The following is a 24,754-nucleotide window of genomic DNA, read 5'->3' on the forward strand; positions in this document are numbered from 1 at the left end:
CGAACTGGCGGACGAGTTTGAGCATCCGCGCTGGAAGCAGATGGGCGAAAAGGCTTCGGCGGCGGGCCACGGCGGAGGCGACTTTTTCGTGCTCGAAGACTTCGTGCTTGCCGTGCAGGGTGAGCGTGACAACCCGATCGACGTGTACGACGCGGTGACGTGGAGCAGCATCATCTGGCTCAGCGAGCAGTCGATTCGCACGAAGCAGGCGGTCGCCGCACCGGACTACCGCCTGGCCGAGGTCGCCGCGCCGGTGGAGGTAAGAGCTTGAAGATCACCGCCATTGAAACACACGTCTGCCATGCGCGGATGCGCAACTGGATCTTTGTGAAGGTGCTCACCGACCAGCCGGGCCTGTGGGGCTGGGGCGAAGCGACGCTGGAGTGGCACACGCGTGCGGTGGTGGGCGCGATCGAAGATATCAGCCATTTGCTCGTCGGCGAAGACCCGAGGCGTGTCGAGCACCTCTGGCAGATGATGTACCGCCAGCACTTCTGGCACGGCAACGGCATCGTTCGTGGCACGGCCATCAGTGGCATCGACCTGTCGCTGTGGGACATCGTCGGCAAGGCGCTGGGCGTGCCCTGTCATCAGCTCTGGGGCGGGCCGGTGCGCGATTACGTTCGGCTGTATTGCCACCTCGGCGGCGGCCGGATGGAAGACTTTTACGAGACAGCGCCGGACGATGCGAAGCGGTTTGCTGACCTTGCGCGGCAGGCAGTGGCGGACGGGTTCACTGCGTTCAAGAGCATGGCGGTGCCGGAGACGATGCCGCTGGAAGGTTTGAAGCCGGTGCGTTACGCCGAGGCGTGCGTGGCGGCGATGCGCGAGGCGGTAGGCGATGGCATTGACATCATGGTGGATTGTCATGCCCGGCCGTCGCCGGCGATGGGCATGCGCTTTGCGCGGGCGATGGAGCCCTATGGCTTGTACTTTTTCGAAGAGCCCTGCTGGCCGGAGTCGATTGACAGCATAGCCGACATTCAGCGGGCCGTCGGTACACCGATCGCCACGGGTGAACGACTGATCAGCCAGCATGCGTTTCGCGAGCTGTTGGAGAAGCGAGCCTGTCGCGTGCTTCAGCCGGACATTACACATTGCGGCGGCTTGAGCGAGGCGCGGCGCATCGCCGCGATGGCCGAGGCGTACCGCGTGGCGCTCGCCCCGCACAACCCGCAGGGCCCGGTGAGCACGGCCGCAAGCCTGGAACTAGGTTTCGCCACGCCGTCGTACATCATCTGCGAATCGGTGCATGGGGATGTGCCGTGGCGGGCGGACGTGGTCAGCGAAGGTTTTACGGTTGAAAAGGAGGGCCGACTCGTTCGGCCGAGCTCGCGGCCGGGTCTTGGTGTGGAGATTGATGAAGCTGAGGTGAAGAAGCATCCGTTTGAGCAGGAAGTATTGCAGCGGACGTTCTACCCCGACGGCAGCGTGGGAGACTGGTAATGGCGATCAATCTGACAGGCCAGGTGGCAATGATCAGCGGCGGGCTTGGTGACATCGGCCGAGCCACCGGCGAAGCGCTGGCCGAGGCGGGCGCGGCCGTGGCCGTGTCGGACATGGCCGATCAGCCTAAGGGCGAAGCGTGGTGTGATTCGATGGCGACGCTCGGACGGCGATGCCGCTACGACCGCGTCGACGTCACCGATTCGCAGGCGGTGCACCGGTGGGTCGACCGGGTAGAGCAGGCGCTGGGGCCGCCGACGCTGGCCGTGGTGAACGCGGCGGTGGTCGAGCCGGCCGATAGTTTGACGATCGATTCGGCGTCATGGGGACGACAGTTGGCGGTCAACCTCGACGGCGCGTTTTACATGGCACAGGCGGCGGCGAAGCGTCTGGTCGCGGCAAAGCGGCCTGGCGGAATCGTGTTCGTCGGCTCGTGGGCGGCACACCGGCCGCACCCGGATATCGTCGCCTACAGCGTGGCGAAGGCCGGGCTGCGCATGCTCATGCAGTGCATGGCGCTCGAACTCGCTCCGCACGGCATTCGCGTCAACGAGATCGCACCGGGCTACGTTGATGCCGGCCTCAGCGGCCGCCTCTTCAAACAGGAGCCGGCGAAACGCCAACGTGCTGTCCGGCAGACGCCCACCGGGCAGCTTATCGACGCGACCGAGGTTGCCCGGCAGATCGTGTGGTTGTGTGACTCGGCAAACCGACACCTGACTGGCCATGCGCTTGTGATGGATGGCGGTCTTTCGCTGGTCTCCTCCGCAACCGGCAATACGGCGACGAAGCCAGAAACACAAGAATGAATACGACCACAAGCAGTCGTTCCGACCCTTCTTCGACACCCGTGTGGCAACCCAGGGCGGCGGCGGTGCATGCGGGCGTGGCGCGATGCGACATCACGCCGCCGACGGGCATTTACGCGCGCATGTGGGGCGCTGCGGAACATGACTGCGCGGAAGGCGTCCACCAGCCGCTGACCGCAACGGTGCTGGCGATTCGTGGCAACGACGGCGGAGAGCCCTTGCTGCTGATCTCGCTCGACTGGGTCTTTGTGACGGGTGAGGAGGAACTGAGCCTGCTTCGCACGCCTCTATTGGAACTGCTCGGCGGCGATCCGGCAAGGCTGATCATCGCCTGCACCCACACCCACGCCGCAGGCATGATGACCCTCTCGCGTAGCAACCTGCCCGGCGGCGCGTTGATTGCGCCCTACCTCCAGCACACAGCCGAGCAACTCCGACGCGCCAGTGAACAGGCGTTGCAGTCCAGCCAGACTCAGCCGTGCACCTTGACCTGGTCTACCGGCCGATGCGATCTGGCGGCGAATCGCGACCTGCCCGCTGCGGATGGATTGCGTGACTTATGCGGGTTCAACCCGGCAGCCAAGGTGGACGACACATTGCTGGTCGGTCGGTTGACGCGCCAAGCCGACGACAGCATGCTGGCGACGGTGGTCAACTACGCCTGCCATCCGACGACGCTGGCGTGGGAGAATCGCCTGCTTTCGCCGGACTACGTCGGCACGATGCGCGAGGTGGTCGAGTCTGCCACCGGCGGAGCGCCGTGCCTGTTTCTCCAGGGCGCATCGGGCGAGTTGGCGCCACGCTTGCAGTATGTCGCCGACCTCGCGATCGCCGAGGGGCACGGACGTCAGCTCGGTCATGCGGTGCTCAGCACGCTGGCGGGCATGCTTCCGCCGCGTCGAAAGCTGGTGATGGAACAGGTGGTGGAATCGGGCGCACCGCTGGCGGTATGGGGGACAGCGGCGGATGAGCCGAGTGATGCCGTGTCGGCGATCTGCTTCCAGGTCGATCTGCCGACGAAGCCCATGCCGACGGTCGAACAACTGTGTGCGAAGCTCGCGGGCTGCACGGATCGGGCGCAATCGGAGCGGTTGCGTCGTCAACTCCGATTGGTCGAGCAGTTCCGCATGAACAAGGCGTTCGCCTGCTCGGTCTGGGCGTGGCGAATCGGCGACGCGCTGTTCGTGGCACAGCCCAATGAGGCCTACTCCGACCTGCAACAATGTTTGCGTTCCGCGTTCCCGCAACAGGCAGTGCTCGTGATGAACGTGGCGAACGGTTCGTGCGGCTACCTGTATCCGCGTCATCTGGCTGGACGAAATCGCTACGCCGTCTGGCAGAGCCCTTACACGGGCGAGGCGCTGGATGTGCTGGTAAACGAATGCCAGCGGCACTTGACCAATCTCGTTGTCGGCCCCGATGCAAGCACACGATATTGAAGCCAATTCGAGAACTCAGGCCAGCCCCATGCTGAGAAGCGATCGCCAACGTGTGTTCTGCCAGCAATCGAATTCAAAGCCACCGACCGGAGTCGAACCGGTAACCGCTGGTTTACAAAACCAGTGCTCTGCCAATTGAGCTACGGTGGCGAGGTGCCGGGCATTTCACCCGTTGCCGTCCATGTGGGCCAGCAGGAAGACGGCGAAGGCGCGGTTGGCGGCGTAGGGGCCGACTTGTCCCTTGCATGACGTGCCTGTCGCGTTACAGTGCGGACGTCGGGCCGATAGAGGATCGGCCTTCAGCGAAAACCGGTGGGGCGGTAACGAGTTTGGAGGCGTGAAGCATGAAGGGTTCTGTTCTGCGTAATGTCGGAATGTTGTTCGGATGGATGATTGCGGCCACGCTCATGGTCGGATGCACCGCCGACGAGGGCGGGGATGGCGCCGCGGCGGCCGGCGGGGATGTGCAAAGTGATGTGCAATTCGACCTCAGCGAGGTCGGCCTTCGCGGGATGCGGTTTGATGAAGGTGAAGCGGTGCTGCTGGAGGATGGCTTGACGTTCCCCGGCGCGCGGGTGGAGATCGCTGGGGTGGGCATCATGACGCTTGCCACCGAAAGCGTGAGCCTCGAGTCGTTTGACGACCCGGCGATCGAGTTCCGAGGTGAGCCGGTGCGGATGCTCTTTCGCATGCGTGGCGAGGTCAGCCAGGACGAGGCCGGCCAGCTTCTGTGGACGGTCGATCGTGTCACGCCGCGCATGCTCGACGGCGACGATCAGGCCTTGGGGACGAATACTGCCGAAGAGGCGCTCGAAGCGCTCCGCGCCAACGGCGTGAACGTGCCCGAGGTTGGCGATGACGGCAGGGAAGTCACGTTGACCGTCGAGGTCAGCGACGAGGATTACAGCGAACTCTCATTCACGTCCGACTGGGAGGCGTTGCAGCGTTTCACGGGCACGCGCAATACGGATCGCAACTTCTGATACGCGAATGCGGGGTCACATTTAGCCGCGGGGCTTGACCCGCGCTTTCGGCCCGCAGCGTCGAAGAAGGCGGTGCAAGCACCGCCGCTAAATGGTTCAAATGCAGAACCCGCGTTGTCGTCCTAACGTGTCGCCCGTGTCGCAGCGGCAAACGCCGACGGGTCAGGCCTTCGCCGGCTGGTGGCGGGGGAAGAGGGCGTCGCCCTTTTCGATCGGCGTGCCGGGGGCGAGTTGGCCCCAGACGATCCACTTGTCGAAATCACCTCGGCCGGTCTCGCTGAGCTGGTCGACGTAGTGGCCGCAGCCGATGCGCTGCCACAAGGCTTCGACCTTGTGCGGGATCACCGGCCAGAGCAGCACGGACGCGATGCGCAACGCCTCGGCACAGTTGTAGAGAATCGTTGCGACCTGCGGCAGGTTGTTCGGATCTTTCGCGAGCTTGAAGGGTGCGGTCTTTTCGATGTAATTATCGACCACCCGGATTATCAACATCGCCTCGCCTATTGCATCGAATAGATCCATTTGATTCATTGATGCGGTCAAGGCCAATGCACGTGTTTCCACCCATGGTCCATTCGGCTGCATAGTTGCACCCTTGGCCATCGTGGGATCAAGTTGAGCGAACGCCAATTCAATTTCAGGCCCCGCCGCCGGCAGCTTGCCGTCGAAGTATTTGGCGCACATGTTCGACACGCGGCTGAAACAGTTGCCGAACGTGTTGGCGAGGTCGCTGTTGTAGACGTCGATGAACTTGGCCTCCGCGAAGTCGGAGTCGGTCGTGCCCATCGGGCCGTTGGAGGCGAGGAAGTAGCGCAGCGCGTCGAGGCCGAAGGTTTCGACGTAGCTGTCGATCTTTTCCAGGTCGATGAAGTTGCCCAGGCTCTTGGACATCTTCTGGCCTTCCGCGATCCAGAACGAGTGGGCGTAGACGAGTTTGGGCAGGTCGATCCATTCGCTGCCTTGCTGACGGCGGAGGGCGAGCAGCAGGGCGGGCCAGATGACCGCGTGGAACCAGAGGATGTCTTTGGCGATCAGGTGTACGTCGGCGGGCCAGTACTTGCGGCGGTCGTCGGGGTCGTCCACATCGATCGTGCTCAGGTAGTTGAACAGTGCGTCGATCCAGACGTAGATGGTGTGCTTCTCATCGCCGGGCACGGAGATGCCCCACTTGGCGGCGGCATCGTCGACGGCATGGCGGGAGATGGGGACGTCGTTCAAGCCTTCGCGGATGCGGGCGGCGACTTCGTTTTTGCGGGCAACGGGTTGGACGTCGAAGGTTTGGCCAGCCACTTCGCCGCCATCGAGCAGCTTCAAGAGATCGTCTGCGTAGGCGGAGAGTTTGAAGAAGTAGTTCTGCTCTTTCTTTTTGACGAGCGGCTTGCCGTTGATGGGGCTTTTGAAGTCGTAGTCTTTGGCTTTGTTTTCGGGGACGTACTCTTCCTGGCCGGCGTCGTACCAGCCTTCGTAGTCGCCGAGGTAGACGTCGCCGGAGTCGAGCAGTTGCTTGACGTATTGCTGGACGCGTTGGGTGTGGCGTGGCTGACTGGTGCGGATGAAGTCGTCGTGGGTGAGGCCGAGGCGTCGGAAGGTGGATTCGAATTCGTCGGCGTTGCGGTCAGCCCACTGCTGGGCGGTGAGGCCGCGCTCGGCGGCGGCGTCGACGACCTTCGCGGCGTGTTCGTCGGTGCCGGTGAGGAAGAAGGTGTCTTCACCACGGAGGCGGTGGTAGCGGGCGACGACGTCTGCCACGGTGGTGGTGTAGACGTGGCCGATGTGTGGCCGATCGTTGACGTAGTAGATCGGGGTGGTGACGTAGAACGGCTTGTTGGTGGCGTGCTGTGGCATGATTCGGGGCATTGTAGGGGATTGCGCGTCCGCGGTGGAGCGAAGGGGGCACGGGGCTGCACACCGCTGGGCGATGGTGTGGGGGATGCTGCGGATTCCCACAGGTGGGGATCGCCACTAAACTGTTCGCCGTGTGTGTGAACCCGCTGGCTGTGCTTCGGGCAGTCGGCCATTGCCAATCGGAAATTGAATATGAGTGAAATTCCACTGAGTCAACCCGACATCACCGACGCCGAGATCGAGGCGGTGACGTCGGTTTTGCGGTCGGGTCGGTTGAGCATCGGGCCCCGGCAGGATCTGTTCGAGCAACTGGTTGCCGAGCGAGCCGGTCGGCAGCACGGTATTGCGGTGTCGTCGGGCACGGCAGGGCTGCACCTGGCGATGCTGGCCTTGGGCGTGGGGCCTGGTGATGAGGTGATCACCACGCCGTTTTCGTTTATCGCGAGCGCCAACTGCATTTTGATGGCGGGGGCGGTGCCGGTGTTTGTGGATATTGATCCGCAGAGCATGAACCTCGACCCGGCTCGGCTGGAGGCGGCGATCACGCCGAAGACCAAGGCGATCATCGCGGTGGAAGTGTTCGGCAATCCGAGGCATATGGAGAAGATCGAGCAGATCGCTCAGCAGCACGAGATTCCGCTGGTGGAGGATGCGTGCGAGGGGATGGGGGGCATCTGCCACGGTCGGCCGGTGGGCAACTTCGGGCGGGTGAGCGTGTTCGGCTTTTACCCCAACAAGCAGGTGACCACCGGGGAAGGCGGCATGATTGTGACCGACGACAGTCGTTTGGCCGAGGCCTGTCGCAGCCTGCGCAACCAGGGTCGGCCGAGCGGGAACTACCAGTCGCACGGCACGCTGAACCGAGGCGGCGTCTGGCTGGAGCACGAATCGCTGGGCTATAACTATCGGCTGAGCGAGATCGCCGCGGGGCTGGGCATCGCGCAGATGAATCGGCTGGACGAGATGCTCGACGCCCGCAGGCGGGTGGCAGGGATGTATATGCGTCGGCTGATGGACTGGGACGACCTGGTCATCCCCACCGTCGAGCCGAACTGCGAAGGCGATATGTCGTGGTTCGTGTATGTCGTTCGCCTGAACAGCTCGTATGGCAAGACCGAGCGCGACCGCATCATCACGGGCATGCGCCGGCACGAGGTGGGGGCGAGCAACTATTTCCCGTGCATTCACCTTCAGCCGTTCTATCGGCAGCAGCATGGCTTTAAGAAGGGCGATTATCCGATCGCGGAAAGCATCAGCGAGCGCACGATCGCGCTGCCATTTTTCAACAAGATGGATGAAACACAGGTGGAACTGGTGTGTCATACGCTGAAGGTGATGATTCAGCGAGAGCAGTTGCTCAAGCGGTAGCTTGCGCGTGCGATGACCGCATCGATTTATCGACAGGCAAGACATGAGCAACGCAGGTCAAACGGGTATCGGGCTGTTCGGCTTCAACGGCCATCAACTGCATGGCAAACTGGCGGACCATCCGCGAGCGAGGCTGGTCGGCATTGCCGGCGGCATGCCCGCGAGCGAGCCGAGCGACCCGCAGTGGCAGCAGGCAAAGCGGTATGAGAACCTCACGGAGATGCTCGCCGACCCGCAGGTGCAACTGGTCTCGCTCTGCTCGGCCCGACGTGCCGAGCAGGCGGAGCATGCGGTGCAATGCCTCGAAGCAGGCAAGCATGTTTACGCTGAGAAACCTTGTGCACTGGACGAGGCAGACATTGACCGCATCGTCGCCACGGCGAAGCGGACGGGGCGATTGTTTCACGAGATGGCGGGCACGGCGTTTGATCGGCCTTACCTGGCGATGTCGCGGGTGGTGCGTGAGGGGCGCATCGGCGAGGTGGTGCAGGTGCTCGCGCAGAAGTCGTATCCGTATCGCGACACACGCCCGCAGGACGAAGCCGTCGACGGCGGGCTGACCGTACAGGCAGGCGTGCACGCGACGCGCATGATCGAGCAGGTCGCCGGCCAGCGGATCAAGACCATCACCGCCGTCGAAACCACGCTGGGCAATCCCGTGCCCGACGGCGAGCTGCGCATGGCGTCGTCGTTATGTATGCGGCTGGCCAACGGCGGCGTCGCGTCGATGCTCGCCAACTACCTCAACCAGTCCGGTACGGGCGTGTGGGGCAACGAAGATCTACGCATCTTCGGTACGAAAGGCTTCGTCGAGTCAATCGGCGGCGGCACGGCGACACGCATCGTCATCGGCGATGACGTGCTCGAACTGCCCGACGCGGACGCGGCGCAGGATTACTTCGAGCTGTTTCTTGATGAGCTGATCGACGGCAAGCCGATGCCGATGTCGGTTGATGATGAGCTGCACCCGACGCGCGTGCTGCTTCGTGCCCGCGCGTCGCTGCTGGACGAGACACCGGTGTCGGCAGGGCGGTGAATGACGTTGTACCGTTCGGCCTCGGCTGATGCGTGGGCGCGCGGTTTGGGGGCGAATCAGGCGCTGTCGCGGTCGATGATGCGGTAGTCTTCGCGTTCGCCTCGGCCGATGACGGGGTAGTCTTTCCGCAGCGGGTGGGCAGGGTAGCTTTCCCAGAGCAGGATGCGTCGCAGGTCGGGGTGGTTGTCGAAGCGGATGCCGAACATGTCGAAGGTTTCGCGTTCGCTCCATTCCGCGCCGGGCCAGATGTCGGTGACACTGTCGACGTGGAGGGCGGGGTCGTCTTCGACGCCGTGCGTGTCGAGCGTGGGGTCGAGGTAGGTTTTGACGATCAGCCGACGGTTGTCGCGATAGCTGACGATGTTGTAGACGACGGCGAAGCGTCCCTTGGGGCCGCCTTCGACATCGCTTGCGGGGTAGTTGAGGTAGTCGACGGCTGTGACGTCGGAGAGGAAGTCGTAAGCGCACTGCTCATCGTTGCGAAGGAAATGCATGACTTCGTGCAAATCCTGCTTCTGCACGACGAGCGTGGTCAGGCCGCGAAACTCGGCGGCGTAGAGCTTGCGATCTGAAAACCGCTGCTTGATCAGCGGGAGCGTCGGGTGGTCGAGGTTGGGCTGGTTGGCCATCGTCAGGGTTCCGTGCAATATCGTTGATACGGGAGCGGCTCGAAACGGGGATTGTAGACGAAAAGGCGAACCGGGGGGAGGGGGGCTGGTTTCTGGTTTTTGGTTCTCGTTTGTGGTTTGAGCAAGCCGAGCCCTGAGCGAGACCGCGAGCGAAGGGCCGGATCGTGCGGCGATGGTCGAGATCGCTATGTAAAACTAGAAACGAGCGATCAGTGACGCGAGCAGGCGGTCCCACTGGTCGGCGAGGGCGGGCCATTCGTACTGCAACGTGTCGGCGAGGCCGACGCTGTCCTGGTTTTGCAGCAGGGTTTTGACTTCCTGAAGCTTCTCCAGCAACTCGTTGGTGATTTCCTGAAACGGTCGGCCATCCACCTCCAACTCGTTGAGATCGACTTCCAAAAGCACGGCGGTGTGAAGCACGGCCTGCTGGGCCTGTAGCCAGATCTCGATCATGTCCCGCACGTTGGTCATCGCCTCCGTGCCCTGGTCCTGCTGAAGATGCTCGGCGGCCTGCTCCTGAATCTGCTTGACCTCCGCCAGCCGGGGGCGGACCTGCTCGAGCGTCTGGCGCCCCAGCGTCTTAGGGTCTGCGGAGTAGAGCCTGACCTCGCGGTCGGCGACCGGCAGCGAAGCGAACTTGTCCAGTTCACTTGCGGCCACGGCTTCGCCGTCGACCTGTATTTCCACCACCACTCGGCCATCGGGCTGCACCTGCTTGCGCGCAGAAACCAGTACGCTGGCCAGATCGTCGCCCGTCAGGGCCGTTGGTTCGTCGTCGAGATAGATTGCCATGCCCGCATGATAAGCCATTGAGCAGTGGGGGCAATGTCGCGGGGGTGCGTGGCTCGCGATGCCGACACGTACCAATCGCCGCCGGCCCGCAGCGCCTGCAGGAGGCTTCGCCTTCCGGGTGGAGCCGTTTCATTTGCAACCTGACGATCATGACTTCAGACTAAAGCGTATGGATAACAACCGAGGAATTGCCGAGCACCTCACGTTCAAACATGTGCAACGCCTGTCGCTGCCCCCGGCCGCGCCGATGGGCGACAGCAACATTCACCGCCGATACGCCATCGAAGCCGCAGCGTGGGTGTGGCACTCGGCGTGCGCGATCGACGAACCGGCTGTGCTTCGATTCACGAATACGTTCACGCTCGACGATCCGACTGCGATCCGCCTGCACCTTAGTGCCGATCAGCGGTACGAGTTTTTCATCGACGGGCAGTACGTCGGCATGGGCCCGGACCGCTGCGATCTCGGCCAGTGGAGCTTCGCCTCGTATGCGATTGACCTCACCGCGGGCGAACATCACTTCGAGGTGCTCGCCTGGTGGATCGGTGCCGATGCGCCCACCGCGCAGGTCTCACGGCAGGGCGGGTTCATCTGCGCTGCCGAGGGGCTGGAAACACAACTGAACACCGGCACGGGACCATGGCAGGTGCAGCGACTGGCGGGCTGGTCGTTTCGTCACAAACAGATGCACGCCTACCACGCCATCGGCGCGGCCCAGACGATCGATGGTGCAGCCTGGCACGGCCCCACGCAAGCGCCCGAGCGAGCGAGCATCGTCGCCGGGCCGATCGAAACCAACGGCACAGGCATCGTCGCCGAGCAGTGGCATCTGCACCCCAGCCCGCTGCCGGACATGCTCCGCAGGCCGATCCGTCCCGGCCAGGTCCGCGCCGCCTGGGCTGGCGAATGCGACGTCGTTCATCCCGAGCATCTCGCTGACGAACAAACGCACCCCTGGCAGCAACTCATCGAGCAAGGCCAACCCGTCGATGTACCCGCACACAGCGTCGTGCAGGTCATCTGGGATATGGCGCAGTATTACTGCGGGTTCGCCAGCGTCACACTCAGCGGCGGCGAGGGCAGCGAACTCGCCTTCGAGTGGGCCGAATCGCTTTACAGTGTCGACGAACAGGGGAAGCGCTCACCCCACAAGCACCACCGCGACGAGATCGAAGGCAAGGCGTTCTTCGGCTTCGGCGACGCGTTCCGCAACGATGGCGGCGAGCATCGCGACTATCGCTCGTACTGGTGGCGTGCCGGCCGATACGTTCGCCTGACCGTTCGCACCGGCGACCAGCCGCTGCGCATCGACGACGTGTGCATCCTTGAAACCCGCTACCCATGGGAGCCGAAGGCGACGTGGCATAGCGATGATGCCGGGCTGGCCGACGTGTCGGCCCTGGCGGTGCGCGGACTGCAGATGTGCATGCACGAAACGTACATGGACTGCCCCTATTACGAGCAGATGATGTACGTCGGCGACACACGTTTGCAGATGCTTGTCGCACACGTCTGCTGCGACGACGATCGGCTGACGCGCCGCAGCATCGAGCTGTTCGACCACTCGCGATGGAAGACCGGTCTGATCGCAGAACGCTATCCCAGCACGCCGTTTCAACTCAGCGCCACGTTTTCCATGATCTGGGTCTCCATGGTCAAGGATTACGCCTGGTGGCGAAACGACCCGGCGTGGGTCAAGCAGCGCATGGTCGGCATGCGCTGTTTGCTGGAACAGTTTCTGCCGATGCTCAACGACGCGGGCCTGCTCGGCCGCATGCCCGGCTGGTCGTTCATCGACTGGGTGCCCGACTGGAACAACGGCTGCCCGGCCGACGGGCAGGCCGGGGTCTCGGCGATCAACAACCTGCTGTTCATTCATGCCCTGCGCGACGCCGCCGCACTGGAGCGGGCGATGGGTGAACCGGCGCTCGCCCAACGCTGGCAGGACATGGCCGATCGGCTGGGCCAGCGCGTGGTGCAGACGTTCTGGCATGAACCCGCCGGCTGCCTCGCGGACGATGTAACGCACGAGCATTTCAGCGAGCACGCCCAATGCCTTGCATTGCTCACCGACACACTCACCGGCGACAAGGCCGAGGCCGCGCTCGCTCGCCTGCTTGACGGCGAAGGCCTGGCTCGCACCACCGTCTACTTCTCGTTCTACCTGTTTGAAACGCTCTACCGGTTCGGCCGGGGCGACAAGCTGGTCGAACGGTTTGCATTTTGGAAACAACTCGTGGGGCAGGGCATGCGCACCCCGGTCGAGATGCCCGAACCCAGTCGCTCCGACTGCCACGCGTGGGGGTCACATCCGCTGTTCCACTTTCACGCGTCGCTGGCCGGCGTGCGACCCGCCGCCCCGGGTTTCGCGCGGGTTCAGGTCGCGCCGGTTTCGCTGGCCGGGATTGAACGGATCGAAAGCCGAGTGCCCCACCCCGCCGGCGAAGTGCATGTCTCGCTGCACATTGACCGTCAAACCAACCAATGCCAAGGCGAAATCACACTGCCAGCGCAAACGCCTGGCGAGTTTGTCTGGGCCGACCAGTCATTGCCCCTGAACCCCGGCCGGTGCACCGCAATCCACGTTGATGCGAAGCTGCAATAGTGCCGCGATGATCAACCACGGTCCGCCGTGGGCAACAAGTGCGCCCGCAGCAGCTGCCGGGCCGCTTGTCCGTCGCTTTCGCGGAGTCGGCCGAGCATTTCGCGATGATCTTGCACACTGCGTTCACCCTTCAGGCTGGCTTCGTGACCGACCGCTTCCTGCGGCGTGAGGATCGGCGGGTAGTGGGTCGGATCGAACGAACGACCGATTTCATCGCTCCTGAGTTTTCGGTCCATGGTTGGCTCTCCATCATTCTGCCTGCCGGTTGCCGACGCACCGGCCGGTCGGCTCCCGCAGGCGGGTTGCGCTCCGCTTCCGCAATTGAGCAATATCACCCACTCTAATTGCGCAAGCGTTCCGCTCGGCGAAAACTGCAAAGTTCTTCGGTGCGTCGGCAGAAAATCGTGTAGGGCAGCCCAGCAGGCGGATGAATACGGAATGGGTGAGCCACCCGTTTCGTGCAGGTCTGCTGTATGTGTTTGGCCGTTTACGTAGACGTCTTCTTCGCTGCGGTTTCGATGAGCAGCCGGATTGCCTCACACATGGCGGGTGGCAGCGTTTCCCATCTGGCCAGAAGGTCGTGGAGTTGGGCGTCCATGGAGCGTGCATCGGCTGCGCCGCTTTGTGCGCCGCCTTCGTCGAAAATCGGCGTTTTTCAGGGTTTGGCGCGAGGTGTTCGAACCCCCTAGGGGACGCTTCGCGGCGGGTCGGTGACGATCGGCCAGTCACCGGCCAAACTCGGTAGCGATGCACTGCTGGATTTTAATCCCGGGGTGGGACGGGGGACGGACACATCCACCACCGGGCTCATTGGCCACAGGCGGCGTGGCCGGAGGATTTACCGCTGGAATGCAGTCTGTACCGATGGAGGGCGCACTTGATCTGGGCTCCCCAATCCAGTTGGTGTGGAAGCTGATTCTGCTGCACACTCACGGCCGCGGCCACGCCCGCGGCCTCACCCATCGCCACGGCATTGCCGGTCACGCGGTAGCTGGAGTGAGCGATAAAGTCGCCGCTGATACATCGCCCCGCCAGCAGCAGGCCGTCCACGTCGCGAGCCAGCAGGGCGCGGTAGGGAATGTCGTACGGCTGCGATTTGAATGGCAGATGCTCGACCGCTTTCGTGCCGGCCCGGGCGGGGTTGGTGGCGTGAACGTCGATTCCGAACGTGACGCGACAGACGGCGTCGTCATGTCGTTGGCCTTGAACGAGGTCCTCTGTGCTCACCGTGTATCGGCCGTGGATGCGACGCGCTTCGCGAACCCCGATCTGCTCGGCGGTGGCAATGATGCGGGCATCGCGCCAGATGTCGCCGGTGTGTCGCAGCGTGGAGATGATATGGTGCAGTTCGGCCCGAGCGCGGAGCGTGGCTTCAGTGATCTGTTGGGCGTCGAGGGCGCTGACGCCGTACTCGTGGTTGACCATCACACCGAAAAGGTCGTCGCGAACAGGAAAGAGGGTCGGGTCGGCGTAGGAAGGCGAGAGGCCGTGGCGGGCCATCTCCGCGGCAAGGGCACGCTTGGCTTCGGATTTGCTCACGTTGCCGCCACGGCAGAGCCGGCGGGCATTGAGTTCGTCGTAACGCAGCCCTGCCACAAGACACATCAGCGACATCGGCTGCGCCTCGCCGGCGGCGTCCCGGCCAAGATCGAAGCCACAGCCCGCCTCTGCGGCGAGATCACCATCGCCCGTCGCATCGACAAACACCTTCGCCGCCCACGCCTCCCGTCCCGACTTGCTTTCCGTCAGCACGACCGCCAGACGATTCTCACTGTCGCGCGCGGCGGCGCACACCCGTGTGTGCAATCGCACGTCCACGCCGGCTTCGAGACACATGCGTTCGAGCAGATGCTTCATCACCTCCGGGTCGTAAGCATTGGATTGGTTACGTGCGTCGGCAGCATCGAGGCCGGCGAGAATCTCCTGCATCACCCCCGGCTTGTTGTCCTTGTCGAGAATCCAGCAAAGCAGACTCGACGTCCATACGCCGCCAAGGCTGCCATGCGTTTCAAGCAGGCGCACTCGCGCCCCCGTTCGCGCCGCTGCGATCGCCGCCGCCACACCCGCAGGCCCTCCGCCGGCCACCATGACATCGGTATGCTCCACCACCGGCACGTCACGGGCAGGCTCGTTGTAATACGTCGATTGCATGAACAGCCTTCGATCCTTTCACAGGGTGAACACAAATAGCAAACGTGTCATTCAAACGCTTCCCGAGATCGGCCCAGCCACGGTTCGTCAAGGCCGTGGACCTGCCACGGCATCCACTTAAGCGGGAAATAGGTCAGGCGCAGCAACTGCCCGCGATGCGTTTCGGGGATCGGAAATTTCCACCGGTCGACCGTCGTTGGAACGATCTGCCCCTCGGCATCAAAGATCGTACCCACTGGTGTGCCCCATCGCTGGGCGGCAATCACGTTGCCGTCGAGATCTTCCAGCCACACGCCGGCCGCCGATGCGGCGAAACGCGATTCGCGGTCGGGCCAGTCGAGCGTCATCTCGATCGCATCACGGTCGCGCGGCGCCCGTAACAGGTACTGATGAACGACCGAGCCGCCGCGGTCCCGGCGCGTGTCGAACGAGCGGTGTGCGGCGACGCGCAGGCCGGGCATGTTGACCGAAACCTCACCCATCGCGTCGTTGAAGACCTCGATCGTAATATCGTAATTGCCCGCCTGTCCGTCATCGGTGACGCGGAGGGCGTCGTAGTCCCGGCCGGTGAGTTTGCCGGCGGCCAGTTCGCTGCCGTCGGGTCGGCGGATGCGGTAGGCGATGGCGTCGCCACGTTCGTTGTCATCGTCGCGTCGCTCGATGCGGAAGTTGCGCGTGTAATAGATTTTCAACTCGATCGGCTCGCCATCGGGGTTGGGCTGTTGCAGGCGGAACGAGCCCGCCCGTCGACCAGTGAGCGGTGCAAGGTCGAACGTATAGTCGGGCATGAGCGGATCCGCACTGACGCCAAAACGTTGAGCCGTTCGCAAGAACGGGGCAATCCGCACGGCATTGTGGTCGAAGCCATGCAGGCTGACGAGTTGCCAGACCAGGTGCTCCATCGACGCTTCGATGAACTCCGCGTCGTCGGCTGCTTCGGCGGCGTGCGCCATCGCCTGGTAGTAAGCATTGCTGCGCGAGCCGTCGACGCGGCGCTGCCGACGATCGGCGAGCACTTCGCGGGCATGCTCAACCAGTCGCTGCCGTACCGCTTCATCACCCGTCATCTCGTACCAGTTGTGCAACGCCATGACCAGCTTGCCGCCCGCATACTCATCGCTAGGCCAGGGGCTATCCGAGGTGTAGAGCGTTTCAAATGCGTGGCGAAAGCTGTGCAGCCCGGTCAACTCGTAAAGCTCCGCCAGATGGTAGAGTGGCCGACTGAGTGCCCGCCACTCACGCACACCTCGATAACGCGTCATGAGATTGGTCCCACTTTCCATCGCAACGCGGTACGAGCGTTCGTCGCCCGTGAGCAGGTAATGCCAGATGACGCCGGTGATCCAGTAGTGGCCGGTGTGGTGAATGGTGCTGATGTGATACGCGCCGGCGTGGTGATGCACCATGCGGACGCCCGGGGCGGCATAGAGAATGTCGACGTCGCGGTAATGGCGTGTCTTGATCCATGCCCGGCGGTAGAGCGCAGGGTCGCCCGTGCGAAGGTATTGCCACCAGAGGTTGCGGGCGATGGTGGTTTCATTGTTCATCCAGCCGTGAGGCGTACCGAAGTCGCCGTAGTCCCACATCCCCGTAAGACCAACAACTTCACGGTCATGTTTCAGGCCAGCGAACAGTTGTTCGAGTCGGCGTTCATAGCCGGGGTACGCATGCATCGCCGCATCGCGCGTGAGGTATTTCCCGCCAAACACGCCGGAGTCGGCCATCCACTGCGCATCAGGCTGAAGCAGCAGCGGCATGGTCGTCCGCGTGTCCCCGGCATCGGTGGTCAGGCGCACGGCCGGCATCTGGTCACGCTCGCCGTGGTCGGCCTGCGCGGCGAACGGCGCGTAAACGAAACGCATCGTGTTGGACATACCGAACGGCAGGTCGACGTAACGCACATGCCGTGTGGGCCAGTGATAGACGCTCAGTCGGCCGGGCGCGACTTCGATCGCCTTGGGATTCAGTTGCCAGAAGTCTTCCACCGCCATGCTCACGCCGCCGGCCTGTACCCAGCCGGCGGCGCGCTGGCCTTTGTGCAGATCGGTGTCATGCTCACGATCGAGCAACACCACATCGCCGCCTTCGCCGAAGTAATTGCGCACCTGCGTCAGCGCGGCGGGCGCCTCGGCGGTCGCCGTCGCTTCGAGCACTTCGCCATTCAACAAGCCGAACCGCACGGGCACGCGCCCCTCGCCGTCGTGAAATACGGGCAGGTGCAGACCGTGGCTGCGTATGGCCGTGCTAAGCTGCGGCTCGGCGTTCTCGAACGTGTGCTCGATTTCCACATACGCTTTGCCTTTGAAGGCGTGAAGGCGAAGTTCGTACTCCAACAGCGTCGCCTGGCCGTCCTGGCGATAGTGTTCGCCGCGGATGTAGATCACCGCCCGCTTGGGGCCGTTAGACTCGATGCGCACCTCGGCAGGCGGGCCCCATGCCGAGCGATAAGGCGTCCCGTCGAGGGCGACGACCTCACTGCCAAACAATTCCACGTCACCCGTAAGTCGGCGGCCGTCGCGGTGTTCCACGGCCACACCGTCGAAGCGGTCCTTGCGCACCGCCAGGCTCATCACATCTGTGTCGATGCGGATGACCTCGCCATCGTCGTGAGCGAGCTGGTTATCCGAAGCCCCTCCGGCTTCGCCGTAGTGAAGCTCATAGGTTTGCGTGTCGTCGGCGTCGACCGTCGCTTGTAAATCGATCAACAAAGCGCGAACGCTGCCGTCACGATGCCAGCGGTCCAGCACACGCGTCTGCACAGGCACACGCGTCCCCGCTGCGTCAACGACCTTCACCAGTTGAGCATCAAACAACTCGCCGCGCGGAAACGGCACGCCGCCCCACACCGGCTCGTTCACCCGCGCCAACCCCGCCGACTCGCGCACCACCATCGCCACCACGCCCCGCCGCGACTCGCCCCCTTCGCCAGTCGGCGACTCGACCGGCCCCTCGATAAACGTGTGCTGACGAACGTGATCATGCGAGCGATGCAACGCATTGTCCGTCCGTTCCGGGTTGAACGCACTCGGCTGCGTGCGGTCGCGCTCAAGCTGCGCCGCATCCACCCACAATGCATCCTCCGACTTCGGCCGAACCCACACGCGAAACAGGTCCGGCCCCATCTCGCCCGTATACGCCCACGCGGCCTCTATTTCTTCGCTCGTCACCTCGCTGGCCACGGCGTGACGCTGCCATTGCTCATCCAACGTCACTGTTTTCGTCGTACGACCGAGCACCCACACGCCCGTTTCATTGCCGACGCGGACGTTCTCAATCCCAAGCTCGACCTCCTGCCCCGCTCGACTGCCTTTCAGGTGCACCGAAAAGACACTCTCCAATGCGCGGCGGTTGAGCACCTGCCACACATAAGGCCGCCGACCTTCCATCCGCAGCGACTGCTCACCATGCCACGCCTCATCCGCATCGAGCACCCACGACACGCTCGCGTCGTGGCGATACTCGCCGATCGTCGGATACACCTCACGCACCACGTCGGCATACTCGAAGCTCGCATTGGGCAGCATGTTCCGCCCCGATACGGACTCCGCTCCAAACGCGTCGGCCGTCATGCCTGCGTACGACAACAACGTGAGCGAGACGATTACGACGAAGGCCCGGCCGAAATAGTGAAACATGAAAGCGTTTCCAGAGTTCTCGAACAGCAGGAACGACAACGTGTCATCCCGGCATTCAATTGACCTTCAAGCCGTCCTGCCAGAAACGGGGCGTCGAGGTGTCGCGACGTAAATACCAGATGGGCAGTTCGCCCGATCCCGTCACACCGGGCCCGGTCAGATGTACCGCTCCGTCTTTTCGCAGAAAGTTCATGTTGCCATTGTGTCGAAACGCCAGGTACGGACGGTGCGTCGTGCCTCTGCCCAACTGGGCGTTTGTGATGCTGGCATAGACGCGCATCGCTACGCGCTCAGTCTCGGTTGACCTGCCCCGATCGATCGCCTCGAACAGCAGCGCCTGCCGGTTGTCCGTCCAAGGCTCGTCCATCCGGTTGTTCTCGGTCTGGAACGAAGGTTCGTTCAGGTTGACATAGCGATTGATAACGTAGCTGCGCGTCTCGTTGGGGGTAAGGTCTTCAAACACCTTCCCCGACGGGCAGTAGTAGCCGGCGTGGCTGCCGATCCGGACGCCATCGATTATTTCCTGGGTGTAGTTCATATAAGGGGACAACGAAAGGTCCCACACTTCGCCCACGGCATCGTCACCGGAAAGCCCGTTCCAGTAAGGCACCCATCGCTGAAAATCGTCCGCATACATGTGAAACGCCAAACCGATCTGCCGCTGGTTGCTTGCACACGCGATCATTCGCGCCGTGGCGCGGGCCGATTGCAAGGCAGGCAACAGAATGGCAATCAGTAAAGCGATGACGCTGATGACCACCAATAGTTCGATGAGGGTGAACCCTTTACGCCTCACCGCCGCCGAGTGAATCACGGGTTGGGATTGTCGAGTGATCATGATGTGACCCTTGGTTCTGCTATCCGGAGACATGTCTTGCATTCCTTAAGGTTGTGCCAAAACTGCCATGAAAACAGAGAACGAAGCGTTGCATACGAGACCTGAGGCACCACGATCGTCGGCCATGCCCGCGTGCCACTCAACGCGGGCACTGCGACGCAAACCATTATCGCATACGCCGAAGCAGCAACATCGCACCCAGCCCCGACAGGCCAAGCGTGCCCGGCTCGGGGATGTAGTGCAGGTAGAGATCGTCGCCCTCCACTTCCCAGACGAAGTAGCCACCGGTGGTGGAGAAGTCCAGCCCGTTGCTGTCCTGACTGACGTTGATCGTGTCGAAGACATCCAGCGAATCCACGATCGCGGGGCTAACGCCTTCCACCACCAGCCAGCTCTGGCCGTTCTGCCAGAACGCGCTGGTGAAGTCCACCGTCGAGCCGTCTGCGTTGAACACCAGATTCGAAGTCGCGCCAGCGACGATCGCCAGCGACCCGCCGACGATGTCCACGCCGTCGAAGTTCACGCCGCGATCGCTGGCCGAGTCGGCCATGAGTTCCCAAGTGAACGTCGAGCCGGCGTCGAGGGCCAGGCCCTGCGTAAACGTCTGCACGCCGGCGCTGTTGCCTGCGTTGTAATTGCCGCCGTCTTCCACCGTCACCGCGCCGCCGATCGTGCCCGAGCCGCCGAGCGTGCCGCCGGCCTGAACCGTCACGTCGCCGGTCGCGGCGGAGTGGTCGCCGTCGATCACCAGCGTGCCGGCCGAGATGGTGGTCGTGCCGGTGTAGCTGCTCGTGCCGGTGAGCGTCTGCGTGCCCTGGCCGGACATGACCAGTGAAAGCTGCCCGCCCGTACCGTCGACCAGCCGTGTGCTGGCGGTGTAGTCGTTCTCGGCTTCAATACGCAGGGTGGCTTCGTTAAGTTGGCCGGAGGTCTGCAACGACCCATAAATAGTGGCGTTGTCCCCTTCCGCCTGGGAGATACCGCTGACAGTAGCAGTGCGGACACGGCCGCTGCTGCTGGAGTTGTTGTTGATGAGGTAGATATCCTGGGCGTGCGAGCCGCCGAAGGTAAGCAGGCCCAGTTGATAATCATTGAGAATGTTCAGCCGAAGCTCGGCGTCGAAATTCTCGTTGGTCATGTTTATGCCTTCGGTGACGGTGAGGTTATAGACAAACCGTCCACCGTCGTTTCGCCCGAAGCTGATCCGACCTCGCGTGAGGTCAACCGTTCCGACAGTCACATCCATCTCGCGGAAGGAAAGGGTGTTGCCGTTCTCCGATTTGGTGAGCGTGCCGTTGATCGTCAGCGAATAATCACCATCATCGGGGTTGACGAAGTGGACATGCTGATTGCCAGCGTCGGTGTTTACGGTCAAGTCGTTAACGGTGTAGTGGCCATCCACCGCCATGTCGAGATTGGCCGAGCCAGTAAGCGAGATGATGGCGTTGACGTCGTTCGCGTTGGGGAAGCCCTGGCCGGGTATGTGCCAGTCGTCGCTCCACGTTCCCGAGCCGGTGCTCGTCCAGATGTAATCATCAGCCACCGCCGGTGCGGGCGCAATCAGAGCGAACACGAGCGGCAGAAGATTTCGTTTGCGTTGAAACAGATGTGCCATGTCATTCATCCCCATTAAGAATCAAAACAGTTACGAGCGAAAAGAATCCAGCGCACCTTCTGCCGAACGGCGAGGCGCCTGACGGCTATTGGGATTCGGGCACCGGACCGGCGGACTGACGTTCGACGACCTGCGGACTGAAGAACTTTCGCATCGACTCGGCATCGTCGGCTCGCTGCTCGCAGCGGTCGATCAGCCGGCTGGCTGCCCATTGCCCCATCTCGGTCAACGGGTTGGCGACGTTGGTCAATGACGGCGAAAAGTAGGCGCACCAATCGCGATCCCCCAGGCCGATGAGGCTGCGGTCGCCCGGGACAGCCAACCCCATCTGCTGCCACTGCGGGACTGCGCCGAAGGCTGAGCGGTACACGCCGGCAACCAGGGCCGTGGGCGGCTCGTCGAGCGACTCCATCCACCGCACCGCCTGAGCACCTTCCGCCTGAAGGTAGTCCGTCGCCTGTGCATCCACCGCTTCGCGCTGCCAGCGATAATCAAATATCCACTCGCGACGGTGCGGCAGCCCCAGCGCCTGAACCGCGTCGAGAAAGCCGGTGCGTCGTTCGTAGCCGGCGAAGTCACCCACCGCCAGTTCATCCGGCGGCACGCGTGTGTTACCGATGAAACCGATGCGGCGATGCCCCTTCTCAGCAAGATACTCCACGGCAGCCCGGGCGGCGGCGCGATGGTCGAACATCGCCACGTCCAGCCCCGGCGCCTCGGCCGTCGTGTCGAACGCCACCACGCGCGGCATGCAGCGAACCAGTTGCGAAAACCACTGGGGGTCGGCAGGTGAACGCACGACCAGCAGACCGTCGAAGCGCCCTTCGCGACACTTCGCCAGGCAATGCTCCAGCGGATCGGGCCCGGCGGTGTTCAGCAGCAGCATGTCATAGCCGGCCTGCTGCGTCACGGCGTCGACACCCCGCAAAATGGCCGACTCATACGAACCGCTCATGTTCGCGAACGGCTGGCCGGGCCAGATGTACAGACCGAGCGTGCGCGTGGAGCGGGCGACCAGGCTGCGAGCCGCGAAATTGGCGCGATACCCCAGCCGATCGGCAATGGCCCGTACGCGCTCAGCGGTGGCCTTGCCGACCATGACATTCCCGCGTGAGCCGTTGAGCACCTTCGATGCCACGGCGGCGGAGCAGCCGGCCTGCTGAGCGACATCTTTGAGCGTCGGATTGGGGGGAAAAACATCAGACATTATAAATAATTCGCTTAATTAAACTAATTATGCGATTAATTTACCCCGACCCCTCTGACTCGTCAAGGAAAATCCAGCCGATTCCACCTCTTTTGTCCGACCGGCCGACCCCTCCAAGCTACGGTCATTCGCGCGGGTGAGCGATGTAGTGGTCGATGAGTTTGCCGTCCTCGGTGATGACCTTGAAATCCTGGAACTGGCCTTGCACCGTCGCCAAGATCAGATGGCGAACCGACGCGGCCCGTTCGAGATACCAGGTTTGATCGACGTCATGCACTTCGCGGACGCCCACGCCCCATGCGCCATCGCCGAGATAGACAATGCCATCGGGGTTCGGCTCATCGTTGCGGATGGGGACGGTTCGCTTATAGGTGTGATCGTGATTTTCAAAGACGACGCGGATGTTGCCCGCCTGCTCGAACAGCGGGAGCCAGTGGCGGCGGACCCGTCGACTCACCCAGGCGTCATAATCGCGGTGGGACGGGTAGGCCGGCACATGGTAGACAGGAAAGACGTGGCGAACGTGCTCACGCTCGGCGAGCGTTTTCTCAAGCCATTCGGTTTGCGTGCCGTCGATGGGACCCGAGTGATCGGTGTCGAGGAGGACGATGCTCATGTACTGCCCGAAATCGAGCACGCCGTAGCCAGGGTGACCCGGAAAGGCGAAGAGGTTGTAGAAGTAAGGGGCGATTTTTTCGCGGAAGGCGTCGGTATCTTCATACGCCTCCTCACCACGGTCGTCGCCCCGGTAGTAGTGCCCGCGCACTTCGTGATTGCCGATGGCGACGATGATGGGCACGACCCGGCCGTCGTCGGTCACAAGCGTTTCGGTGAGCGTGTCGAAAAACGAGTGCCAGCGGTAGAGGCGGTCCTCCCGACCGTCGGCGTAGGCAAGGTCGCCGCCCCAGACGATGAAATCGAGATCGTAGGCGACGGCCTGGCGGTTGGTTCGGCCGAACGTAGCGTCGCGGTGGTGGGTGTCGCCGCCGGCGGCGAAGCGGATCGGGCGATCATCCGTCGCGGGCATGGTGCGGAAGTGATAGAACCGACTGCTGTTGCCCGCCCCCGGCCGATAGATCCGGAAGCGATAGTTCGAGCCGGGTTCGAGGCCTGTCAGTTCCACCATCTGCACATGGCGGTGGGAGTAGGTCATGGGTCGCCTATCGCCCTCGGCCCGGGAGAGCTCGCCCCCCTGTGCCAGGCCATACTCGATGATGACGTCATCGTGACGCTCGTCGGTATGCCAGTGAATGGTCATCGTGGTGGTCGGGTCGCGCTGCCAGGTGAGATAGAGCGCCACCGGCGCCTGTACCGCGTCGGCCACACTCAGGCGAACGCCGAGACAAATGTCCGAGCTTCGCTCGGAACTGTTGGCCACCATCACGGCCAGCACGTTTCGGCCCTCGCGTAGCAACGACGCATCAATGTCGAAAACGTCGTGCTCGATTTCGGGATTCGTATTATCTGTGGCGGTGGTGCCGTGGCCGACGTCGCCTTCAGGCATCAGCGCCGATCGGCCGATCTCTTCACCGTTGAGGTAATAGACGGCGGCATCATCGATGATCTGATCGAGCCGAACGCGGACATGCTCGGCATCGCCTTCGAAGGTGAAGGTCTTGCGGAAATAGTAGGTGACGAGATTCGGCTCAAGCTCGGTCTGCAAAGCGGGGCCGGGCCATCGTTCGCCGCGCCCTTCAGGGGCATAGCCCAGTAGTGCGGGTCCTTCGCGCCATGCGCCGTCGTCATAGTCAAGCTCACGCCATTCGACACCGAGGTCGGTATCGCCGTCGTGAAACTGCCACACCGCATCGAAATCGACGAGCACCTGACTGCCCGCCGACAGGTCGGCCCGCACCGGTCCGACGCTGGCGTACATGCAGACAATCACCATCAGAACCATTGGCAGACGTATTTTCATGAATGGCCTCCAAGCACCTGAGTAGCGACGGGCGCACTCGCCCCGAGAAACGGTTAAGCTCGCAAAATCGTAAATAGAGCGTTTAATTAAGTTAATTTCCCCGATATTACCTTGCTTATGCCGCACGTCAACCCCCCCGCCGGCCGGTCGCCAAGCAATCTCCTCAGCACCGGAGCGACCAGCGACAGCCTTCGACCTCGCCGCCGCCCTCCCGGTGGACGCGGGGCCGTCGTCGAAACCGACAGATGTTCTTCGAGGATGACGAGCGTCGTGCGATCGCCAGATTCCGTCAATGACCGTTTCGGCAACCACGCGCGAGGGCCATCTCACGGTCAGGGCGATGGTTCGTTGGTGGACAGAAATGTGCAGCCGAGTGATGTTCAACCCGAGCGGTCTGCGGCATAACCGTTCGTTCGCGGTCCATCATTGGCTAGTGCG

The 24,754-nt window shown here is 62.9% G+C and carries 18 protein-coding genes and 1 tRNA gene; 8 read left to right on the forward strand and 11 right to left on the reverse strand.

Annotated elements, in window-relative coordinates:
• The 4 genes from ACERK3_00005 to ACERK3_00020 all read left to right on the forward strand — a co-directional run.
• Nucleotides 1-271: hypothetical protein (locus tag ACERK3_00005; protein ID MFA9476664.1), on the forward strand; the 271-nt coding region annotated here is incomplete at its 5' end.
• Nucleotides 268-1,446, forward strand: a complete 1,179-nt coding sequence (gene dgoD / locus ACERK3_00010) for a galactonate dehydratase (protein MFA9476665.1) — start codon at nucleotides 268-270, stop codon at nucleotides 1,444-1,446. The genes ACERK3_00005 and dgoD, both read left to right, overlap by 4 nt.
• Nucleotides 1,446-2,255: an SDR family NAD(P)-dependent oxidoreductase gene (locus tag ACERK3_00015; GenBank protein MFA9476666.1), complete on the forward strand. Its 810-nt coding sequence runs from the start codon at nucleotides 1,446-1,448 to the stop codon at nucleotides 2,253-2,255. Before dgoD ends, ACERK3_00015 begins: the two co-directional genes overlap by 1 nt.
• Entirely contained in the window at nucleotides 2,252-3,694 is a 1,443-nt protein-coding gene (locus ACERK3_00020) for a hypothetical protein (GenBank protein ID MFA9476667.1), read from the forward strand. The genes ACERK3_00015 and ACERK3_00020 overlap by 4 nt, the downstream gene beginning before the upstream one ends.
• A 77-nt stretch (nucleotides 3,695-3,771) precedes the next feature.
• On the opposite strand, the gene ACERK3_00025 is transcribed toward ACERK3_00020, so the two are convergent.
• Nucleotides 3,772-3,844: transfer RNA gene (locus ACERK3_00025), tRNA-Thr, on the reverse strand.
• Between the two features lie 194 nt (nucleotides 3,845-4,038).
• Here ACERK3_00025 and ACERK3_00030 point away from each other — a divergent pair.
• Nucleotides 4,039-4,677: a hypothetical protein gene (locus tag ACERK3_00030; GenBank protein ID MFA9476668.1), complete on the forward strand. Its 639-nt coding sequence runs from the start codon at nucleotides 4,039-4,041 to the stop codon at nucleotides 4,675-4,677.
• Nucleotides 4,678-4,839: 162 nt separating this feature from the next.
• Here the strand turns inward: ACERK3_00030 and metG are convergent, their stop codons facing one another.
• The gene (gene metG, locus ACERK3_00035; GenBank protein MFA9476669.1) at nucleotides 4,840-6,522 is read right to left on the reverse strand and encodes a methionine--tRNA ligase; all 1,683 of its coding nucleotides are present in this window, start codon (nucleotides 6,520-6,522) and stop codon (nucleotides 4,840-4,842) included.
• A 192-nt stretch (nucleotides 6,523-6,714) separates the two neighbouring features.
• On the opposite strand from metG, the gene ACERK3_00040 reads away from it, so the two are divergent.
• Nucleotides 6,715-7,890 (forward strand): DegT/DnrJ/EryC1/StrS family aminotransferase, encoded by a 1,176-nt coding sequence (locus tag ACERK3_00040; protein ID MFA9476670.1) that lies wholly within the window; start codon nucleotides 6,715-6,717, stop codon nucleotides 7,888-7,890.
• A 43-nt stretch (nucleotides 7,891-7,933) separates the two neighbouring features.
• Nucleotides 7,934-8,926 carry a Gfo/Idh/MocA family protein gene (locus tag ACERK3_00045; GenBank protein ID MFA9476671.1) on the forward strand — a complete coding sequence of 331 codons (993 nt, stop codon included), beginning with the start codon at nucleotides 7,934-7,936 and terminating at the stop codon, nucleotides 8,924-8,926.
• Nucleotides 8,927-8,982: 56 nt separating this feature from the next.
• Here ACERK3_00045 and ACERK3_00050 read toward each other — a convergent pair whose 3' ends face one another.
• Nucleotides 8,983-9,555 (reverse strand): NADH-quinone oxidoreductase subunit C, encoded by a 573-nt coding sequence (locus ACERK3_00050; protein ID MFA9476672.1) that lies wholly within the window; start codon nucleotides 9,553-9,555, stop codon nucleotides 8,983-8,985.
• Nucleotides 9,556-9,750: 195 nt separating this feature from the next.
• On the reverse strand, nucleotides 9,751-10,347 hold the full coding sequence (locus ACERK3_00055) for a hypothetical protein (protein ID MFA9476673.1): 597 nt from the start codon (nucleotides 10,345-10,347) through the stop codon (nucleotides 9,751-9,753).
• A 169-nt stretch (nucleotides 10,348-10,516) separates the two neighbouring features.
• On the opposite strand from ACERK3_00055, the gene ACERK3_00060 reads away from it, so the two are divergent.
• Entirely contained in the window at nucleotides 10,517-12,952 is a 2,436-nt protein-coding gene (locus ACERK3_00060) for an alpha-L-rhamnosidase C-terminal domain-containing protein (protein MFA9476674.1), read from the forward strand.
• An 11-nt stretch (nucleotides 12,953-12,963) separates the two neighbouring features.
• On the opposite strand, the gene ACERK3_00065 is transcribed toward ACERK3_00060, so the two are convergent.
• The 7 genes from ACERK3_00065 to ACERK3_00095 all read right to left on the reverse strand — a co-directional run bounded on the left by ACERK3_00065 (nucleotide 12,964) and on the right by ACERK3_00095 (nucleotide 24,316).
• Entirely contained in the window at nucleotides 12,964-13,188 is a 225-nt protein-coding gene (locus tag ACERK3_00065) for a hypothetical protein (protein MFA9476675.1), read from the reverse strand.
• 571 nt (nucleotides 13,189-13,759) lie between these two features.
• Nucleotides 13,760-15,103, reverse strand: coding sequence for an FAD-dependent oxidoreductase (locus tag ACERK3_00070; GenBank protein MFA9476676.1), 1,344 nt, complete (start codon nucleotides 15,101-15,103; stop codon nucleotides 13,760-13,762).
• A gap of 47 nt (nucleotides 15,104-15,150) precedes the next feature.
• Entirely contained in the window at nucleotides 15,151-18,738 is a 3,588-nt protein-coding gene (locus ACERK3_00075) for a hypothetical protein (protein MFA9476677.1), read from the reverse strand.
• Between the two features lie 55 nt (nucleotides 18,739-18,793).
• Nucleotides 18,794-19,576, reverse strand: coding sequence for a DUF1559 domain-containing protein (locus ACERK3_00080; GenBank protein MFA9476678.1), 783 nt, complete (start codon nucleotides 19,574-19,576; stop codon nucleotides 18,794-18,796).
• 166 nt (nucleotides 19,577-19,742) lie between these two features.
• Nucleotides 19,743-21,191 (reverse strand): PEP-CTERM sorting domain-containing protein, encoded by a 1,449-nt coding sequence (locus tag ACERK3_00085; protein ID MFA9476679.1) that lies wholly within the window; start codon nucleotides 21,189-21,191, stop codon nucleotides 19,743-19,745.
• A gap of 85 nt (nucleotides 21,192-21,276) precedes the next feature.
• On the reverse strand, nucleotides 21,277-22,398 hold the full coding sequence (locus ACERK3_00090) for a LacI family DNA-binding transcriptional regulator (GenBank protein MFA9476680.1): 1,122 nt from the start codon (nucleotides 22,396-22,398) through the stop codon (nucleotides 21,277-21,279).
• Nucleotides 22,399-22,522: 124 nt separating this feature from the next.
• Nucleotides 22,523-24,316 carry a fibronectin type III domain-containing protein gene (locus tag ACERK3_00095; GenBank protein ID MFA9476681.1) on the reverse strand — a complete coding sequence of 598 codons (1,794 nt, stop codon included), beginning with the start codon at nucleotides 24,314-24,316 and terminating at the stop codon, nucleotides 22,523-22,525.
• Nucleotides 24,317-24,754: the final 438 nt, after the last annotated feature.

This window comes from Phycisphaerales bacterium AB-hyl4 (assembly GCA_041821185.1).
Lineage (GTDB): Bacteria > Planctomycetota > Phycisphaerae > Phycisphaerales > Phycisphaeraceae > Natronomicrosphaera > Natronomicrosphaera hydrolytica.

Bases quoted from the DNA above. Each gene is read 5' to 3' on its own strand.
- ACERK3_00015 (MFA9476666.1), top strand. From the start codon at position 1,446: ATGGCGATCAATCTGACAGGCCAGGTGGCAATGATCAGCGGCGGGCTT.
- ACERK3_00020 (MFA9476667.1), top strand. From the start codon at position 2,252: ATGAATACGACCACAAGCAGTCGTTCCGACCCTTCTTCGACACCCGTG.
- ACERK3_00030 (MFA9476668.1), top strand. From the start codon at position 4,039: ATGAAGGGTTCTGTTCTGCGTAATGTCGGAATGTTGTTCGGATGGATG.
- metG (MFA9476669.1), bottom strand. From the start codon at position 6,522: ATGCCACAGCACGCCACCAACAAGCCGTTCTACGTCACCACCCCGATC.
- ACERK3_00040 (MFA9476670.1), top strand. From the start codon at position 6,715: ATGAGTGAAATTCCACTGAGTCAACCCGACATCACCGACGCCGAGATC.
- ACERK3_00045 (MFA9476671.1), top strand. From the start codon at position 7,934: ATGAGCAACGCAGGTCAAACGGGTATCGGGCTGTTCGGCTTCAACGGC.
- ACERK3_00050 (MFA9476672.1), bottom strand. From the start codon at position 9,555: ATGGCCAACCAGCCCAACCTCGACCACCCGACGCTCCCGCTGATCAAG.
- ACERK3_00055 (MFA9476673.1), bottom strand. From the start codon at position 10,347: ATGGCAATCTATCTCGACGACGAACCAACGGCCCTGACGGGCGACGAT.
- ACERK3_00060 (MFA9476674.1), top strand. From the start codon at position 10,517: ATGGATAACAACCGAGGAATTGCCGAGCACCTCACGTTCAAACATGTG.
- ACERK3_00065 (MFA9476675.1), bottom strand. From the start codon at position 13,188: ATGGACCGAAAACTCAGGAGCGATGAAATCGGTCGTTCGTTCGATCCG.
- ACERK3_00070 (MFA9476676.1), bottom strand. From the start codon at position 15,103: ATGCAATCGACGTATTACAACGAGCCTGCCCGTGACGTGCCGGTGGTG.
- ACERK3_00075 (MFA9476677.1), bottom strand. From the start codon at position 18,738: ATGTTTCACTATTTCGGCCGGGCCTTCGTCGTAATCGTCTCGCTCACG.
- ACERK3_00080 (MFA9476678.1), bottom strand. From the start codon at position 19,576: ATGATCACTCGACAATCCCAACCCGTGATTCACTCGGCGGCGGTGAGG.
- ACERK3_00085 (MFA9476679.1), bottom strand. From the start codon at position 21,191: ATGGCACATCTGTTTCAACGCAAACGAAATCTTCTGCCGCTCGTGTTC.
- ACERK3_00090 (MFA9476680.1), bottom strand. From the start codon at position 22,398: ATGTCTGATGTTTTTCCCCCCAATCCGACGCTCAAAGATGTCGCTCAG.
- ACERK3_00095 (MFA9476681.1), bottom strand. From the start codon at position 24,316: ATGAAAATACGTCTGCCAATGGTTCTGATGGTGATTGTCTGCATGTAC.